Genomic DNA, 16,764 nt, shown 5'->3' with positions numbered 1-16,764 from the left:
TCGGACGCGAGCTGGCGGAATCCGCATCGCAAAAGGCCCTGCTGACCGGCCTTGCCGAATGCCTGGGTCTCGCCGGCCCACCCGGCCGCATCGAGGTCTACGACAACAGCCACATCATGGGCACCAACGCGGTCGGCGGGATGATCGTCGCGGGGCCGGACGGTTTTGCCAGGAGCCATTATCGCAAGTTCAACATCCGCTCGGAGGACATCACTCCCGGCGACGACTACGGCATGATGCGCGAGGTGCTGACCCGCCGCTTCTCGCGCCTCCTCAAGGAAGCCGGCCCGCGCGACGAGGATCGCGACGCGGAGACCCTCGGTTCCTGGCCGGACCTCGTGATCATCGACGGTGGCCGCGGCCAGCTCGCGGCGGCGCTGACGGTACTCGAGGAGCTCGGCATATCCGACCTGCCGGTCGTCGGCGTCGCCAAGGGGCCGGACCGCGATGCCGGCCGCGAGACCTTCTTCCTGCCCGGCCGCGAGCCGTTCATGCTGCAGCCGCGCGATCCCGTCCTCTACTTCGTCCAGCGGCTCCGTGATGAGGCCCACCGCTTCGCCATCGGCTCGCATCGCACCCGCCGCCGCATCGACATGGCCCGCAACCCGCTGGACGAGGTCGCCGGCGTCGGCCCGACCCGCAAGCGGGCCCTCCTCCACCACTTTGGCACGGCCAAGGCCGTGAGCCGGGCCAGTGTCGAGGACCTGCTCACGGTACAGGGGATTTCCGAACAGACCGCGCGGGCGATCTACGACCACTTCCACGAAGGCAGCGGCTGAGCGCCCCGCCCTATTCGCCCTGAAGCACTTCGTAATGGCGCGAGCGCCGGCCGGCCATGGCCAGCGTGTAGCCCACCCCGTATCCGACGAGCCTCGTGCCGTCGACCAATGTCCTGCCCATCGTCAGGGGCGAAATGAGGAACAGGAAGCCGCCGAGCACGGTCTTGCCGAAGGCCGTCGCGATATTGACCGGAAGACTGCGCCTTTCCTTCGCGGCTTTCCGCCAGAAGCTGGTCGCCGCCTGATCGCGGGCGCGGCGGAACTGGTAGGCGATGCCGATACGCTCTTTCGGCACGGTCTCGTAGACGATGGCTTCGGGGCACCACGAGGATGTCGCGCCCACGCGCTTGGCCGCGTGATAGAGCGCCGTATCCGAGCCGCCCGAATAGCGCAGCCCGATGTCGAAGCGAATGTCGTTCGCCTTCATCCAGGCCAGGTCGCAGAGCCAGTTATTGGTGATCATGGTCACGCCGCCGTCGGTTCCCTTGCGGCGGCGGCGGGCGTTCTTTTCCTCCTTGCGCTGATAGCGCTGGCGGATGCCGGTGAAGATGTAGCGATCGAGCCACGTCGTCTCCTCCGGCGGAACGCAGCGGACCGGGCCGCCGACGAAGTTCGACCCCTCGCGACGCTGGTGGGTAACGATGGCGGCCAGCCATTCCGGGTCGACCGTCTCGTCGTCATCGACATAGGCGAGAAGATCCGCGCCATAGGCCAGGGCCTCGTCGATGCCGCGGTTGCGGGCGAAGGGGATGCCCGCCTCCCGTTCGAGCACATAGCGGGCGTCGAGGCCGGTCTTCCCGCGCCACGCCTCGACGACATCCCGAACCGGCAATTCGGGCGCATTGTCGATGACCAGGAAGATCACGTCGATATCGTCGGGCCGGCGCAGCGCCTCGTAGGATTCGAGCAGCCGGGAAAGCATGCGCGGTCGGCGACAGGTTGCCGCAGCGACGACGACGCGGATTTTCTTCTTCTCGTTCATGCAACCTTCGGGACCGGCGCCAGCGGCGAGCTATAGGACCGCGCAGCGGCGAAGTCCACGCCCGTCAGAAGGCGATCAGGCCGGCGGTGTCGGCGGTCACAGCGAGCAGGAATATGCCGGCCGCCGCCAGCATTCCGAAAACCGCTGCCGACCCGAGGTCCTTGGCGGCCTTGCCGAAATCGGAAAGCTCCGGCGAAAGCCGGTCGACGATCCGCTCGACGGCCGTGTTCAGCGCCTCGACGCTGATCAGGGCGCAAAAAATGATCGCCAGAATGACATAGTCCCGTACCGGTCGGCCGAGTAAGATCAGCCAGATGACGGAAAGCAGACCGGCCCCGGCTTCGATGCGCGCGGCCAGTTCGCTTTGAAAAAGGTGCCTGAATCCGGCCAGGGAGTAGCCGGCGGCGTGGACGACGTGTCGAAAGGCTTTTAGCATGGACGACAAGGCCGAGAGCTCTTCGGGGGCTCGGACGATCGATTCGAACGACGCGCGACACTAACCCGATTCCCTTAGCTTCGGCGCCGGGTGCATGAACCCGTCGACTGAAACGGAACTCTTCATGGTCGAGACGCCTGCCTTGCGACCGACATCCGACCGAGCGGGAAATCCGTTCACGCTGCCAAATCTGCTGACCTACGGACGCATCCTGGCGGTGCCGGCGATCATCGTCACCTATTACCTGCAGGACGACCTTGGCCGCTGGCTGTCGCTCGCCATCTTCGTCGCGGCGAGCGTCACCGACTTCTTCGACGGCTATCTGGCGCGGATGTGGAAGCAGCAGTCGTCGATCGGGCGGATGCTCGATCCCATCGCCGACAAGCTCCTGGTCGCGACCTCGCTGATGCTGCTGGTCTCCGACAACACGATCGGTGGATGGTCGCTGCTCGCCGCCATCGTCATCCTGACCCGGGAAATCTCGGTGTCGGGCCTGCGCGAATTCCTCGCCGAGCTCAGGGTCAGCGTCCCTGTGACCCGGCTGGCGAAATGGAAGACGACGCTCCAGATGGTGGCGATCGGCTTCCTGCTTGCCGGATCGGCCGGCGACAATCTCTTCCCGAACCTCGATATCCTGGGTTCCGGCCTCGGCATCGTCTCCTATATCGGGCTCCTCCTTCTCTGGATATCCGCGCTCGTCACCCTCTACACGGGCTACGACTATTTCCGCGCCGGTATCCGTCACCTGCTGTCGGAGGATTCGTGAAGCTCGTCTATTTCGCGTGGATACGCGAACGGATCGGAGTGCCGGAGGAGGATGTCGCCCTGCCCGAGGGGGTGACGACCGTCGGCGCGCTGCTCGACTGGCTGAAGGAACGCGGCGAGCAGTACGAATACGCGCTGGCCGAGCCGTCGGTCATCCGTGTCGCCGTCGACCACGTCCACGTCGCGGGTGATGCGTCGCTTGCGGAGGCGCGGGAGGTCGCCCTCTTCCCGCCAATGACCGGTGGCTGACCGCCCGCATATCGATGTGCGCGTGCAGGCCGGCGATTTCGACGTCGCCACCGAGACGGCAATGCTTTCCCGGCTAAGCACCAACGTCGGTGCGATCGTCACCTTCACCGGCCTTTGCCGCGACGAGGACGGCCGCCTCCAGGCGCTGGAGCTCGAGCACTATCCCGGCATGGCCGAGGCGGAGATACGGCGCATCGCCGACCAAGCGGCCGGGCGCTGGCCGCTTATCGGTCTGACGGTCATCCATCGCTTCGGGCGCATCCGGCCGGGCGAGAATATCGTGCTGGTCGTCGCCGCCTCGGCCCACCGGCAGGCGGCGTTTTCGGCGGCCGGTTTCCTGATGGATTTCCTCAAGACGCGCGCCCCCTTCTGGAAGAAGGAGCATCTCGCCGACGCCGAGGGCGGCTGGGTCGAGGCAAAAAAAGATGACGACCAGGCGGTCAGGCGCTGGTCGTCATCCGATTAGGTAGCCGCGAGATGTCCCGGCCCCTGAGGCGGGGCCGGCTGTCCCTGAAGATCAGCCGACGATCTCGATGCCGGAGAACCAGTAGGCGATCTCCTCGGCGGCGGTCTCCGGCGCATCCGAGCCGTGGACCGAATTCTCGCCGATCGAATTGGCGAACTCCTTGCGGATCGTGCCCTCGGCGGCGTCGGCCGGATTGGTCGCGCCCATCACTTCGCGGTTCTTCAGGATGGCGTTCTCGCCCTCCAGCACCTGGACGACCGTCGGGCCCGAGGACATGAAGTCGCAGAGCTCGTCGAAGAAGGGACGTCCCTTGTGGACGGCGTAGAAGCCCTCGGCCTGCTTGCGGCTCATCCACACCCGCTTGCTGGCGATGACGCGGAGGCCGGCCTCCTCCAGTTTCGCGGTGATCTTGCCGGTGAGGTTACGCGCCGTTGCATCCGGCTTGATCATCGAGAAGGTCCGTTCGAGGGCCATGGTCTCTCCTGTGGTGCGACTGTTGGAAATGTGGCGGCTGTATAGCCGCCGGCCCCGGTCCCGACAAGGTCAAAGCGAGGTGCCGAACCCCGGTGGATTCCAACCGCGCGCACGCCGCCATCGGGCGACGCGACCATCGCCGCCGGGATCAGCGGCGGCGCGCGCGACGCCCACCCCGCACCACACCGGATCGCGACGCCCGAGACCTATTGCGGGATCAGGGTCTCGGTACCGACGCCGTCCTCCCCTGCCACGGTCCACAGCCCTTCGAGCGAGCCGTCGGTGTTGATCCGGTAGATCACCAGCCCGATCGCCTTGCCCATCACGTAGGACGCCGCGAAGCTCGTGCCGTTGCGCATGCAGATGCCCTTGGCGGTCGAACCGGTGTCCCATGCGATGTTGCAGGTGCTTTTCGAGGTCACCTTGATGACGGCGATTCCGGTGTAGCGCGATCCATCGAAATTGGTGCCCTCGACCCGGTAGCGGCCGCCGATGTCCTGGGCCGATACCAGGCCGGAAAACAGCAGCAGGCATGCCGCCGCCATGAGGGTCCTGACGATCATCGCATCTCTCCCGTTTGACAACGGCGCCATACTGGCGGAGCCGGGTGGTTGGGGACAACCCCCGGCCGACCGTATTCAGGCGGCTTCGCCTGGCGACAATGGCTCCGTCGCGGTCTTCGCGGTCGCCGCCTCGCCAACCAGTCCGGCGAGCGCCGCGAAATCGCGGCTGCGCGGCGAGCTCCGGCGCCAGGCCAGTCCGATCATGCGGCTGGGCTCGGGTTTGGCGAAGCGATTCACGCGGAGCCGCGGGTCGTTGACGACGCCGGCGTTGACGGCAATCTCCGGAAGCAGCGTCAATCCGTGTCCGGCGGCGACGAGTTGCAGCAGCGTGGGAAAGCTCGTCGCGCCGAAACCTCTCAGTCGCGCCGGATCGATGGCATGGCAGACCGCGAGTGCCTGGTCGCGAAGGCAGTGGCCGTCCTCGAGCAGGAGAAGCTCATCGGCCGAAATCAGGTCGGCCATTGCCGGCGACCGTTCGGCATGCGGCGAATGCGCCGGTGCGGCGAGGAGGAAGCGATCCTCGACGACCGCCGCCTCCTCCAGGTCCTCGTGGTCGAGCGGCAGGCTCGCAACGATCGCGTCCAGTTCGCCGGCCGTGATTTCATCGACCAGGGTCCCGGTGATCGTCTCGCGTATCGACAGGCGCAGGTCCGGGAAGCGTTCGGTGGCGAGCCCGAGCAGCGACGGCAACAGGAACGGGGCGATCGACGGGATGATGCCGAGGCGGAGGGTGCCGCTCAGCGTTCCGCCATTGGCGAAAGCCAGCTCCTCGATATCCCTGACGCCGGCGAGTACCTTGGCGGCCCTGGCAGCGACCTGTTCGCCAAGCACGGTCAGCCGCGCCCCGGCCGCCCCGCGCTCGACCAGCGGGCCGCCAAGGCTCTTTTCCAGGGCCCGGATCTGCATCGACAACGCCGGCTGTGTGACGCCGGCCCGATCGGCGGCCTTGCCGAAATGACCGATCGTGGCCAGCAGGTCGAAATAGCGGAGCTGTTTGAAGGAGATCATCGCAATAAGAAAACCTTATTCTTGACCTCAGTCAATATGATTGGATTTTATGGCCCTACTCTGTCACGGTTCCAGTCAGGGTGCCGCCGCCCCGCCCGGGACGACGACGGCGCATGATCCGAAAAACCCAGGAAGCCACCGGAGAGAATCATGGACGCAAAGGTTGATGACGCGGGCAAATGCCCGGTCGTGCACGGGGTCACCAACATGGGGATGCGGTCGAACCGTGACTGGTGGCCGAACCAGCTGAACCTGAAGATGCTTCATCAGAACTCCTCCCTGCCCGATCCCATGGGCCCGGCCTTCGACTATGCCGAGGCGTTCAAGAAACTCGATCTCGCCGCCCTCAAGCAGGACCTCACCGACCTGATGACGGATTCGCAGCCCTGGTGGCCCGCCGATTTCGGCCACTATGGCCCGCTCTTCGTCCGGATGGCATGGCACAGCGCCGGCACCTATCGCACCGGCGACGGCCGCGGCGGCGGCGGCACCGGACAGCAGCGCTTCGCGCCCCTCAACAGCTGGCCGGACAACGTCAACCTCGACAAGGCGCGGCGCCTGCTCTGGCCGATCAAGCAGAAATACGGCAACCAGATTTCCTGGGCCGACCTGTTGATCCTGGTCGGCAACGTCGCGCTCGAATCGATGGGCTTCAAGACCTTCGGCTTCGCCGGCGGCCGCGCCGATGTCTGGGAGCCGGAAGAGGACACCTACTGGGGCACCGAGGACACCTGGCTGGACGACAAGCGCTATACCGGCGAGCGCGATCTCGAGAATCCCCTCGCCGCCGTGCAGATGGGCCTGATCTACGTCAACCCGGAGGGACCGAACGGCAATCCGGATCCGGTCGCCGCGGCCATAGACATCCGCGAGACCTTCGCGCGCATGGCGATGGACGACGAGGAGACGGTCGCGCTGATCGCCGGCGGACACACCGTCGGCAAGACCCACGGCGCCGGTGATCCGGCGCTTGTCGGTCCCGAGCCGGAGGCGGCGCCGCTCGAGGAGATGGGCCTCGGCTGGCGAAGCGGCTTCGGCAGCGGCATGGGCGACGACACGATGGGCGGCGGCCCCGAGGTCACCTGGACCACGACGCCGACCAGGTGGAGCAACAACTTCTTCGAGAACCTGTTCGGCTACGAGTGGGAGCTCACCAGGAGCCCGGCCGGTGCCCAGCAATGGGTGGCGAAGGACGCCCCGGAGTCGATGCCCTACGCGCATGATCCGTCGAAGCATCGCAAGCCGACCATGCTGACCACCGACCTCTCGCTCCGCTTCGACCCGGAATACGAGAAGATTTCCCGGCGGTTCTACGAGAATCCGGATCAGTTCGCCGACGCTTTCGCCCGGGCCTGGTTCAAGCTGACCCACCGCGACATGGGTCCGAAGTCGCGCTACCTCGGCCCGGAAGTCCCGGCCGAGGACCTGATCTGGCAGGACCCGATCCCCGCCGTCGATCACGAGCTGATCGACGCGGCCGACATCAGGGACCTCAAGGCGAGGATCCTGGCTTCCGGGCTGTCGGTCGCCGAGCTCGTCTCGACCGCGTGGGCCTCGGCCTCGACCTTCCGCGGCTCCGACAAGCGCGGCGGCGCGAATGGCGCGCGTATCCGGCTTGCACCCCAGAAGGACTGGGAGGTCAACCAGCCGGAACAGCTCGCAAAGGTGCTGGAAACCTACGAGGGCGTCAGACAGGCCTTCAATGACGCCCAGTCGGGTGGCAAGAAGGTGTCGCTCGCCGACCTCATCGTGCTTGGCGGCGCCGCCGCCATCGAGCAGGCCGCGAAGAGCGCCGGTCACGACGTCGAGGTCCCCTTCGCGCCGGGCCGCACCGACGCGACCCAGGAGCAGACCGATGTCGAATCCTTCGCGGTGCTCGAGCCGATCGCCGACGGCTTCCGCAACTACGAGAAGGCGCGCTACTCGGTCACGGCCGAGGAGCTGCTCGTCGACAAGGCGCAGTTGCTGACGCTGACCGCGCCGGAGATGACGGTTCTTGTCGGCGGCCTCCGTGTCCTCGGCGCGAATGTCGGCGGCTCCCGGCACGGCGTCTTCACCGACCGCCCCGGCGCGTTGACCAACGACTTCTTCGTCAACCTGCTCGACATGGGCACGGAGTGGAAGGCGACCTCGGGCGCCGGGGAGGAATTCGAGGGTCGTGATCGCGCCAGCGGCGAACCCAAGTGGACCGCTACCCGCGTCGACCTCGTCTTCGGTTCGAATTCGCAACTGCGCGCGCTCGCCGAGGTCTATGGTCAGGGCGATGCGCGGGAGAAGTTCGTGCATGACTTCGTCGCCGCCTGGAACAAGGTGATGAACGCGGATCGCTTCGACCTCGCCTGAGTTCCGGCCCGGCGGGGCTTCGTCAGGGCCCCGCCAAACGACAAGGCCGGCCATCCGGCATCAAGCGGCGCCGGTGTGGGAACACCGGTGCCGCTTTCGTTTCAGCGTCGCACCGGTCATCCATTTCACCGATCGGATTGCCGGCCGTCTCCCGATCGCCGAAGATGGGGCCGCGCATTCGCCCGACAGCGGCCAAGGATCGAAGCCCATGAGTGATGCAACGCCCGAGAAGCCCTTCATCGCGCGAACCCGCACCCGGCTCATTCTCGGGGCCGTCGCGCTGCTTCCGATCCTGGCGATCGGCTACCTCCTCTACACGGTCTACTCGGTCTTCCAGGAGGTGCTGGCGCCGCTGATGTCCCACCTCGGAGCCAACCCGGTCCTGAACCTGATCCTGCTGCTGGTTCTGGCGATCGTTGCGGTGGTCGCGATCTGCTACGGGTTCGGATTGTTGATCACCACCCGGATCGGTGCGGTCTCCTTCGCCAAGGTCGAGAATCGCATTCGCGATCTCGTTCCCGGCTACGAAATCATTTCCGGCCTGATGAAGGGCATGGCCACCGAGAAGGATTCCTACCATCCGGCCCTGATAACGCTTGGCGCACCCGGCACGGCGGTCCTCGGCTTCGTCATGGAGGATACGGCCCATGAAGACGATCGCTATGTCACCGTCTTCGTGCCGACCGCTCCGATCCTGACCGCCGGCGCGATCCATGTCGTCGAGCGCTCCCGTGTCCAGCTGCTCGAAGGCACGGCCGGCGATGCCGCCAATTGCATCACGAAATGGGGACTTGGGCTGAGGAAGTTCCGCGGCTCCGTCGAGCCTCTGAAGTCGATCGGCACGACCGGCTGAGCGGTCGGCCGGCCGCCGCGCGCTTGAAGGGTCGCGCCATGGCTGCTAGGCACGGCGCATGATCGGCTTGGCCGTGCAATGCCGGGCTGCCGGGAGACGGGAGGAGTTGGGATGGCAAATCGAATGGCGGCGGCCATTTTCGCCCTGTGCGGCCTCCTGGGCGCGACGGGCCTCCATGCCGAAACGATCGGATATGGCCAGGCGATCCGGACGCTGACATCGGCTTGCGGCGCCGATCTCCAGCGCAACTGCAGCGGCGTCAAGCCCGGTGGCGGCGCAATCCAGGCCTGCATGGCGAAGCACAAGGCAGACGTCTCGCCGAACTGCATCGCGACGGTCCAGGTCGTTTTCGACCTGATCGCGAAACGCGCCGAGGCCCAGGCGGCGGCACCCTCGCTTTGCGCCAATGATGCGAGACGGCACTGCTCGGAGTTCCGCGAAGGGAATGCCCGCGTCCTGCGCTGCCTCATCCGGCCCGACATCTATCGCGGCGTCTCCAAGAAGTGCAAACAGGCCCTGACCGACGCCGGTTGGGACTGATCCCGATCACCCGAGCCCGTCGCAAACCCGTTCTCGCGGAGAACCGTTGATGATCAAGCCCAATCGTTTCGCCGTCGCGATAACCGGCCTGCTGCTGTCCGCCACCATCGCTTCCGCGCAAGGCACGCTCACCGAGGCCGACATCATCAACAGCCTGGTCGAGACCGGTCCGGCGATGCAGGCCGCGGGCTTCGACGTCGCCGCGATCCAGAAGGCGCTGTTCGAGCGCATCCAGGTCGAAGGGACGGAATCGGCGGCCCGGCCCATGCCGGTGCTGCAGGCCCTTTCCAAGTATCCGAACCTCACCGTCCAGGTGGAGTTCGACTTCGATTCCGACTGGATCCGCCCCTCGTCCTGGGAGACGGTCGGCCTTATCGCCGACGGCCTCCATCACCCGCTTCTCCTCACCTCCCGCTTCGCGGTGATCGGCCACACCGACGCCAAGGGATCGCGGGACTACAACCTCAAGCTCAGCCAGCGCCGCGCCGAGGCGGTCATGGAGATGCTGGTCACGACGTTCCGCGTGCCGCCCGACCAGCTCGTTGCACTCGGCGTCGGCGAGGAGCAGCCGGCCGATCCGGCCAATCCGGACGCCGCGATCAACCGCCGCGTCCAGCTGATCAATATCGGTCCCCGCTGAGCCGGGCTTGCCCCGAAGCGCCGTCAGTCGCAGTCGAGGTCGAAGAGGTAGCGCGGCTGGTCGCCCGCCTCGATTTCGATCTCGCCCGCGACATCGCGATAGAGGCCGACGCCGCCGGTAACGGCGAGCCTGGCGTTGCCGGCGCGCTGACTGACGTCGGTTGCGCTGCTCCGGGTGTAGAGGGTCGATGCGGTCAGCCAGCCCTTCGGCAGCGTCACCACATAGTCGCCGACCACGGTATCGCCGCTCGCGGCGACCCTGGTGACGGTCGCGACGAAATGAACCTCGCCGACCGGCTCTCCCTGTTCGTCGTTGAGGATGCGCCAGCCGGCGCGGGTATCGCCGATGCTCGCGCCGGACGCGCCCTCATCGACGAACGCCACCTCCTTCTCACCACCGACGAGCGTGAACCGGCCGCAGAACCCGCCTTCGTCGGCGCTCGCGCCGCCACCACGGACCGCCATGATTCCAAGCGAGATCGCGGCAACGGCGATTTTGCGCGACAATGGCGTATTCATTGCCTTCCTCCAGCGGGTTGTGGACCCCGGCACACCAAGCGAGGTCAATGTGAAAGCCCATTTTGCGATGTTCGCCCAATATAACCGCTGGGCCAACCAGCGGCTCTACGCCGCCGCCCGATCATTGTCCGATGCCGACTACCGGGCCGATCGCGGTGCCTTCTTCGGCTCGCTGCACCGGACCCTGAACCATCTGGTCGTCACCGACCGTATCTGGATGCATCGCTTCACCGGTGACGGCCCCGTCCATGCCAGGCTCGACGAAATTCCCTACGACGAGCTCGACGCCCTCGAGACGGCGAGGCGCCGGGAAGACGACAGGATCGTCGCCTACATCGACACCCTGAGCGAGCCCGCCATCGCCTCGACCTTCACCTATCGCACCATCACGAATCCGCGCCAGGTCACCCAGCCGCTGTCACCGGCCCTGGCGCATTTTTTCAACCACCAGACGCATCATCGCGGCCAGGCGCACTGCCTGGTGACCGAAGCCGCCGGCAACGGCGCCATGCCATCGCTGGATCTGATCATGTTCCAGCGCGAGACCGGCATCGGACTCGGCTGACGTCGCCGAAACGATCCCCACCTGCGGCCTGAATCCCGGCGTCAGGGATCGAAGATCAGGACGAAATAGACGAAGAAGACGACGAGGTGCACGGCGCCCTGCAGCATGTTGGTGCGTGTGGCGCCGAAGGTCAGGATGCTGAGGGTCAGGGTCAGGATCAGGAGAACCATCTCGGTGCCCTCGAGCCCGAGCTCGACATGGGTTCCGGTCAGGAGGCCGATCGCGACGACGGCCGGGACGGTGAGGCTGATCGTCGCCAGCGCCGATCCGAGGCAGATGTTCACCGAGCGCTGGAGGTGGTTCAGGGCAGCGGCCTTCAGCGCCGCGACACCTTCCGGCGTCAGGACCAGGATCGCGACGAGCACACCGCCAAGCGCATGGGGCAGGGAAAAGGCATCGAGGCCGAAATCGATCAGGGCGGCGAGTTTCTTTGACAGCAACACGATCGGCAGGAGAGTGAGGATCAGAAACACCGCGTGATACGGCACGCTTCGCACCTCGAGGTCATGATGCTTCTTGTGATCGTCCTCGCCCGGCGCGCCGCTGCCGGCGGCCGCCGCCGTCGGCTGGTCGAAATAGGCCCGGTGCCGGGTCGTCTGAAGCCCAAGGAACGTGGCGTAGAGCGCCAGGGTCATCGACGCGAAGAGGATCGACTGCAGGGGCGTCAGGCTGCCGTCGGGTGTCGATGTGGTGAAATTCGGCAGGATGAGCGACACGGTCGCAAGGGTCAGCAATACGCCGAGAAAAGCCCGCGCACCCTGAAGATTGTATTCCTGCTCCTTGTGACGGAAGCCGCCGACCAGAAGCGACAATCCGACCATGCCGTTCATCACGATGATCACCACGGCCAGCATGGTGTCCCGCGCCAGGGTCGGCTCGGCGTTGCCGTTCAGCATCAGCGCGGCGATCACCGACACCTCGATGCCGATCACCGAGATCGTCAGGATCAGGGTGCCGTAAGGCTCGCCGAGGAGCTCGGCGAGGCTGTCGGCGTGACGGACCACCCCGAAGGCGCACCGCACCATCACGACGAAGACCCAGACAAACAGGCCGATGAGGATCAGCGGGTTGTCGAGCCTGTAGAACCACGGCGCCCCGACGGTCATCAGGATGACCGTGGTGACCGCACCTACAATGAAAGCCGCTTCGGAACGGATGAGGGAAAGCATGGCGCCGCGGGTCTCCGGATTCGCCCGCAGCATGCTTTACGACCGCGCGGATTGAAACCCCGAAAGACGGCTCAATCAGGGGCCTTATGGATCGGATCGACCCAGGCCACCTTCTCGGGTTTCTCGACGGGTTCTATGTCGAGGTTGACCACCACCGCCTCGTTGTCGCTGCGGACGAGGACGCATTCCAGCGTCTCGTCGGCGGATGCGTTGATCTCCTGGTGCGGGACGTAGGGCGGCACGAAGATGAAATCGCCCGGCCCCGCTTCGGCGGTGTATTCGAGATGTTCGCCCCAGCGCATCCGCGCCTTTCCCCGGACCACGTAAATGACGCTTTCGAGCTCGCCGTGGTGATGGGCTCCGGTCTTGGCGTCGGGCCTGATCGACACGGTTCCGGCCCAGATCTTCTGTGCGCCGACCCGGGCCAGGTTGATCGCGGCGGCCCTGTCCATTCCCGGCGTCTGGGCCGTATTGGCGTCGAGTTGATCGCCCGGGATCACCTTGACACCGTTGGTCTTCCAGTCCGTCACATGCGCCTCCCCTCAGTTCGTTTTCGTGCAGACTTCCTCGCGAAGGAAGGCCAGCGCCTCCTTGTGACGCTCCGGATCGACTGTACCAAAGAAATCCGCCCCCGGGATCGACATGCAGGTCGGATTGCGTTGCCCGGTCTCGCAGAATCCGATCCCGTCGATCCTGGTCGTCATCCCGTCGGCGGCGAGCGTGACCCCCTCAATCTCCTCCAGGTCCACGCGGCCGAACAGCCTGTTGCCGCCCGGCACGAGGTAACCGGGCCCCTCGAGGGTGATCTCGTATCGGCAATCCTCGAGCGCCTTGACCGTGAAATGGAGCGTGTCCTTCCGCCCGTTGATCACCACCTCGCCGTCGAAGGTGGCCGGCGAAGAGCCGGACTCGACCCAGGCCATCGTCGTGCCGGAGCGCTCTATCCTGGCGCCATCGGCGAGGCCCAGGAACGCATAGGCGACGGCCTCTTCGGCGGTCTGGGCGGCGGCCGGGCCCGCAAGGGCGGCGAGGGCGACAAACGCCGGTAACAGTCTCGTCCTCATGAAATCTCCTCCCTGCCGGGGCTGACCCGGATGGCAACCGGATACGCCGGTTGCCATCACTATAGGGCAGCATCAAGGTCGCTCCCAACGCCCCTTCTTCTCCTTGATCACCGCTTTCACAAGCTTGCCAAAGGTTTTCTCGCGTGCCCGCCTGTCAGCGATCGCCTCGGAATTCCGGGCTTCCTCGGCGGCGAGCTTGCGGAATCGCTGCAACCGGTCGGCATCCAGGGTCCCGGCCTCCACAGCCGCCACGACCGCGCAGCCGGGCTCGGTCTCGTGCCGGCAATCCGAAAACCGGCAATCCGCCGCCAGGTCGAGGATATCGCCGAAGAGCTCCTCGACCCCGGCCCCCGCGTCGAGAAGCTGGAGTTCGCGCATGCCCGGCGTATCGAGCAGCCAGCCGCCCGTATCGAGGCGATGGAGCGAGCGGCCGGTCGTCGTATGCCGGCCATGCGAGTCGCTTTCGCGGATCCCACGGGTTGCCTGGATCGTATCCCCGGCCAGCGTGTTGACGAGGGTCGACTTGCCGACACCGGACGACCCGACCAGGGCCACCGTCTCGCCCGCGCCGCACCATTCGAGGAGCGGCGCGACGCCCGCACGACTGCGCGCGTCGATGCATTCGACCAGCAGCCCCGGCATCAGCTTCTCCGCTGTCCGCCGGAAAGGCTCGGCGTCGTCCGTCAGGTCGGCCTTGGTCAGGACGATGACCGGCATCACCCCCGCATCGCGGGCAAGCACCAGGTAGCGCTCGAGACGGGCGGGATTGAAGTCCTGGTTGCAGGACGACACGACCAGCAGCGTATCGACGTTGGCGGCGATGAGCTGCACCCGGCGGTCGACACCCGCCGCCTTCCGCTTGAACAGGGTCTTGCGATCGAGGAGCCGGACCGGAACATGGCTCCCCTCGTCGAGAAGCAGCCAGTCGCCGACGGTCGCCCGCCCCTCCTCGTCGTCCGGTTCGGTGGAGAGCAGCGGCACCCGCTCGGTGAATGCGGGGTTGGCGACATCGAGCCCGTTGCGATGCCCGGCGATGACCCGTGCCGGAACCGTCCTGGCATGGTCATCCGCGCTCAGCTGCGATTGAAAAAAGTTCGACCAGCCGAAGCCGGCGAGGTCGTTCGATCCTGTGTTCATCTTGTCTCGACCAGTTCGCCCCGGATACACGGGGCAGCATAGGCACCAGCCCGCCGCCGATCGTCGGCAGCGCGCGGTTCAGGCTCCGGCTGGTCGAGATGAAAAGCGGGTCCTTGTCGTGACACCCGCCTGTCGACGCGCTCTTCGGGCCCCTAGCGGGACAGTCCGCGCACGAGCTCGCCAGCCCGGCGGCACACAATGGCTGTCATAAAACCGGCTCCCTCGCTTTCTTTCGACGCCCCTCATCTATCCGCGGCGGCCACTGATTTCAACATCGCACTTGCCCTTGCTTGTGCGGCGCGGCAAAACGCTGCCGCCATGCTTCACATCAACGACCTCACATATCGGATCGGACCCCGCCTCCTTTTCGACCACGCGACGGTTGCCCTGCCCGAAGGGACGAAAACCGGCCTGGTCGGGCCGAACGGCGCCGGCAAGACCACACTGTTCAAGCTGATCACCGGCGAAATCGCTCCGGAGACCGGAGCGGTGATGATGCCGAAGCGCACCCGGATCGGCCAGGTCGCCCAGGAAGCGCCGGGCAGCGATGACGCCCTGATCGACGTGGTGCTCGCAGCCGATACCGAGCGGGCGGCGCTCATCGAGGAAGCGGAAACCGCCACCGATCCCCATCGCATCGCCGACATCCAGACCCGGCTCGCCGATATCGATGCGCACTCGGCGGAAGCGCGCGCCGCCATCATCCTCTCCGGGCTCGGCTTCGACGGGGCGACCCAGGCCGGCCCATGCTCGGCGCTGTCGGGCGGCTGGCGGATGCGCGTCGCCCTCGCCGCGGTGCTGTTCGCCGAGCCGGACCTGCTGCTCCTCGACGAGCCGACCAACTACCTCGACCTTGAAGGCACGATCTGGCTGGAGAGCTATCTCGCCCGTTATCCGCGCAGCGTCCTCCTGATCAGCCATGACCGCGACCTGCTCAACAAGGCGGTCGACGGCATCGTCCATCTCGATGCCGGCAAGCTCACCCACTATCGCGGCGGCTATGACCAGTTCGACCGGCAGCGGCGCGAGCAGCAGGCGCTCCAGCTCAAGCTGAAGAAGAAGCAGGAAGACCAGCGCCGCCACATGGAAGCCTTCGTCGAGCGGTTTCGCTCCAAGGCGTCGAGGGCGCGGCAGGCCCAGTCGCGGCTGAAGGCCCTGGCGAAGCTCCAGCCGATCACGGTGCTCGCCGATTCCACCCTCCTTCCCTTCTCCTTCCCTGAGCCGCCGAAGAAGCTGTCGCCGCCGATCGTCGCGATGGAGGATGTCTCGGTCGGCTACGAGCCCGACCGGCCGGTCCTCACCCGTCTCGATCTCAGGATCGATGACGACGACCGGATCGCCCTGCTCGGCGCCAACGGCAATGGCAAGTCGACCTTCGCCAAGCTGATCGCCGGGCGGCTGGCGCCGTTCGCTGGCCGTATGAAGCGCGTCCACAACATGCGGGTCGCCTATTTCGCCCAGCATCAGCTCGACGAGCTGAAGCCCGAACAGACGGCCTATGACCATGTCCGCGAACTGATGCCGGACGCGACAGAGGCGCGGGTCCGCGCCCGTGTCGGCGCGATGGGCTTCGTCAAGACCAAGATGGATACGCCGGCGCGTAGCCTGTCGGGCGGCGAGAAGGCTCGCCTCCTGCTTGGGCTCGCGACCTTCGACGGCGCGCATCTGCTGATCCTCGACGAGCCGACCAACCATCTCGACATCGACAGCCGGGAAGCGCTTGTCCACGCGCTGGCCAACTATTCCGGCGCGGTTATCCTGATCACCCACGACCAGCATCTCATCGAGGCCTCCGCCGACCGGCTCTGGCTGGTCGCCGACGGAACGACCGAGCCCTTCGACGGCGACATCGCCGACTACCGGCGTCTGGTCGTCGAGGGGCCGCGAAAAAAGAAGACACGTTCCGACGAGGCGCCGCAGAACCGCAAGACCGTCGCACAGGACCGGCGGCGCAGCGCCGCCGCGCGGCGTGGCGAGACGGCGGCGCTTCGCAAAAGGATCAAGGAAACCGAATCCCTGGTCTCGAATCTTCAGAAAGAGATTCAAGCCCTCGACGGTCGGCTGGCTGACGGGGCGCTGTACGACGGCGACGGCGACGGCGCGGCCGCGGCCGAGCATGCCCGTGCCCGGTCCGACGCGACCAGGGCGCTGGACGAGGCGGAAGACCTCTGGCTCAGGCTTTCGGCCGATCTCGAGGCGGCCCAGGCCTGACG

20 protein-coding genes are annotated in these 16,764 nt (G+C 66.3%); 10 read left to right on the top strand and 10 right to left on the bottom strand.

The features are described 5' to 3' along the window. A partial coding sequence (locus tag KDJ86_RS09110; RefSeq protein WP_291744869.1) for a helix-hairpin-helix domain-containing protein occupies positions 1-779 on the top strand: 779 nt, incomplete at its 5' end. Between the two features lie 10 nt (positions 780-789). On the opposite strand, the gene KDJ86_RS09105 is transcribed toward KDJ86_RS09110, so the two are convergent. Further along, the gene (locus KDJ86_RS09105; protein ID WP_291744867.1) at positions 790-1,761 is read right to left on the bottom strand and encodes a glycosyltransferase family 2 protein; all 972 of its coding nucleotides are present in this window, start codon (positions 1,759-1,761) and stop codon (positions 790-792) included. 64 nt (positions 1,762-1,825) lie between these two features. Next, positions 1,826-2,197, bottom strand: a complete 372-nt coding sequence (locus KDJ86_RS09100; protein ID WP_291744866.1) for a diacylglycerol kinase — start codon at positions 2,195-2,197, stop codon at positions 1,826-1,828. Positions 2,198-2,321: 124 nt separating this feature from the next. Between KDJ86_RS09100 and pgsA the strand changes: the two genes are divergently transcribed. From pgsA to KDJ86_RS09085, 3 genes are read left to right on the top strand one after another with little or no spacing between them, the layout of a single operon-like run. Beyond that, a complete protein-coding gene (gene pgsA, locus KDJ86_RS09095; protein WP_291744871.1) occupies positions 2,322-2,963 on the top strand; it encodes a CDP-diacylglycerol--glycerol-3-phosphate 3-phosphatidyltransferase in 642 nt (213 codons plus the stop codon). Next, positions 2,960-3,211, top strand: coding sequence for a molybdopterin converting factor subunit 1 (gene moaD, locus KDJ86_RS09090; RefSeq protein WP_291744865.1), 252 nt, complete (start codon positions 2,960-2,962; stop codon positions 3,209-3,211). The genes pgsA and moaD overlap by 4 nt, the downstream gene beginning before the upstream one ends. Further along, positions 3,204-3,677 (top strand): molybdenum cofactor biosynthesis protein MoaE, encoded by a 474-nt coding sequence (locus tag KDJ86_RS09085; protein WP_291744862.1) that lies wholly within the window; start codon positions 3,204-3,206, stop codon positions 3,675-3,677. Before moaD ends, KDJ86_RS09085 begins: the two co-directional genes overlap by 8 nt. A 51-nt stretch (positions 3,678-3,728) precedes the next feature. Here KDJ86_RS09085 and ndk read toward each other — a convergent pair whose 3' ends face one another. From ndk to KDJ86_RS09070, 3 genes are all read right to left on the bottom strand, one after another. Beyond that, positions 3,729-4,151, bottom strand: a complete 423-nt coding sequence (ndk, locus tag KDJ86_RS09080; RefSeq protein WP_291744861.1) for a nucleoside-diphosphate kinase — start codon at positions 4,149-4,151, stop codon at positions 3,729-3,731. Positions 4,152-4,357: 206 nt separating this feature from the next. Next, the gene (locus tag KDJ86_RS09075; protein WP_291744860.1) at positions 4,358-4,714 is read right to left on the bottom strand and encodes a hypothetical protein; all 357 of its coding nucleotides are present in this window, start codon (positions 4,712-4,714) and stop codon (positions 4,358-4,360) included. 75 nt (positions 4,715-4,789) lie between these two features. After that, the gene (locus tag KDJ86_RS09070; protein WP_291744859.1) at positions 4,790-5,722 is read right to left on the bottom strand and encodes a hydrogen peroxide-inducible genes activator; all 933 of its coding nucleotides are present in this window, start codon (positions 5,720-5,722) and stop codon (positions 4,790-4,792) included. Positions 5,723-5,872: 150 nt separating this feature from the next. Here KDJ86_RS09070 and katG point away from each other — a divergent pair, with 150 nt between their 5' ends. The 4 genes from katG (at position 5,873) to KDJ86_RS09050 (ending at position 10,098) form a co-directional block, all read left to right on the top strand. After that, positions 5,873-8,065: a catalase/peroxidase HPI gene (gene katG / locus KDJ86_RS09065; RefSeq protein ID WP_291744858.1), complete on the top strand. Its 2,193-nt coding sequence runs from the start codon at positions 5,873-5,875 to the stop codon at positions 8,063-8,065. Between the two features lie 208 nt (positions 8,066-8,273). Continuing rightward, positions 8,274-8,918, top strand: coding sequence for a DUF502 domain-containing protein (locus KDJ86_RS09060; RefSeq protein WP_291744857.1), 645 nt, complete (start codon positions 8,274-8,276; stop codon positions 8,916-8,918). 123 nt (positions 8,919-9,041) lie between these two features. Then, positions 9,042-9,458, top strand: coding sequence for a cysteine rich repeat-containing protein (locus KDJ86_RS09055; protein WP_291744855.1), 417 nt, complete (start codon positions 9,042-9,044; stop codon positions 9,456-9,458). Positions 9,459-9,507: 49 nt separating this feature from the next. Further along, positions 9,508-10,098: an OmpA family protein gene (locus KDJ86_RS09050; RefSeq protein ID WP_291744853.1), complete on the top strand. Its 591-nt coding sequence runs from the start codon at positions 9,508-9,510 to the stop codon at positions 10,096-10,098. A 23-nt stretch (positions 10,099-10,121) separates the two neighbouring features. Here KDJ86_RS09050 and KDJ86_RS09045 read toward each other — a convergent pair whose 3' ends face one another. Further along, a complete protein-coding gene (locus KDJ86_RS09045) occupies positions 10,122-10,616 on the bottom strand; it encodes a hypothetical protein (RefSeq protein ID WP_291744852.1) in 495 nt (164 codons plus the stop codon). 49 nt (positions 10,617-10,665) lie between these two features. Here KDJ86_RS09045 and KDJ86_RS09040 point away from each other — a divergent pair, with 49 nt between their 5' ends. Beyond that, on the top strand, positions 10,666-11,181 hold the full coding sequence (locus KDJ86_RS09040; RefSeq protein WP_291744850.1) for a DinB family protein: 516 nt from the start codon (positions 10,666-10,668) through the stop codon (positions 11,179-11,181). A 41-nt stretch (positions 11,182-11,222) separates the two neighbouring features. On the opposite strand, the gene KDJ86_RS09035 is transcribed toward KDJ86_RS09040, so the two are convergent. The 4 genes from KDJ86_RS09035 to rsgA all read right to left on the bottom strand — a co-directional run bounded on the left by KDJ86_RS09035 (position 11,223) and on the right by rsgA (position 14,551). Beyond that, positions 11,223-12,350, bottom strand: coding sequence for a calcium:cation antiporter (locus KDJ86_RS09035; protein WP_291744849.1), 1,128 nt, complete (start codon positions 12,348-12,350; stop codon positions 11,223-11,225). 71 nt (positions 12,351-12,421) lie between these two features. Next, positions 12,422-12,880, bottom strand: a complete 459-nt coding sequence (locus KDJ86_RS09030) for a cupin domain-containing protein (protein ID WP_291744847.1) — start codon at positions 12,878-12,880, stop codon at positions 12,422-12,424. A 12-nt stretch (positions 12,881-12,892) separates the two neighbouring features. Then, entirely contained in the window at positions 12,893-13,414 is a 522-nt protein-coding gene (locus KDJ86_RS09025) for a hypothetical protein (protein ID WP_291744844.1), read from the bottom strand. A gap of 72 nt (positions 13,415-13,486) precedes the next feature. Then, positions 13,487-14,551, bottom strand: a complete 1,065-nt coding sequence (rsgA, locus tag KDJ86_RS09020) for a ribosome small subunit-dependent GTPase A (RefSeq protein WP_291744843.1) — start codon at positions 14,549-14,551, stop codon at positions 13,487-13,489. 318 nt (positions 14,552-14,869) lie between these two features. On the opposite strand from rsgA, the gene KDJ86_RS09015 reads away from it, so the two are divergent. Beyond that, positions 14,870-16,762 (top strand): ABC-F family ATP-binding cassette domain-containing protein, encoded by a 1,893-nt coding sequence (locus KDJ86_RS09015; protein ID WP_291744841.1) that lies wholly within the window; start codon positions 14,870-14,872, stop codon positions 16,760-16,762. Positions 16,763-16,764 lie beyond the last annotated feature (2 nt).

Source organism: Bauldia sp., from assembly GCF_020442045.1.
Lineage (GTDB): Bacteria > Pseudomonadota > Alphaproteobacteria > Rhizobiales > Kaistiaceae > Bauldia.
Note: the sequence above shows the minus strand (reverse complement) of the source record. Positions and strands in the feature narration are given on the sequence as shown.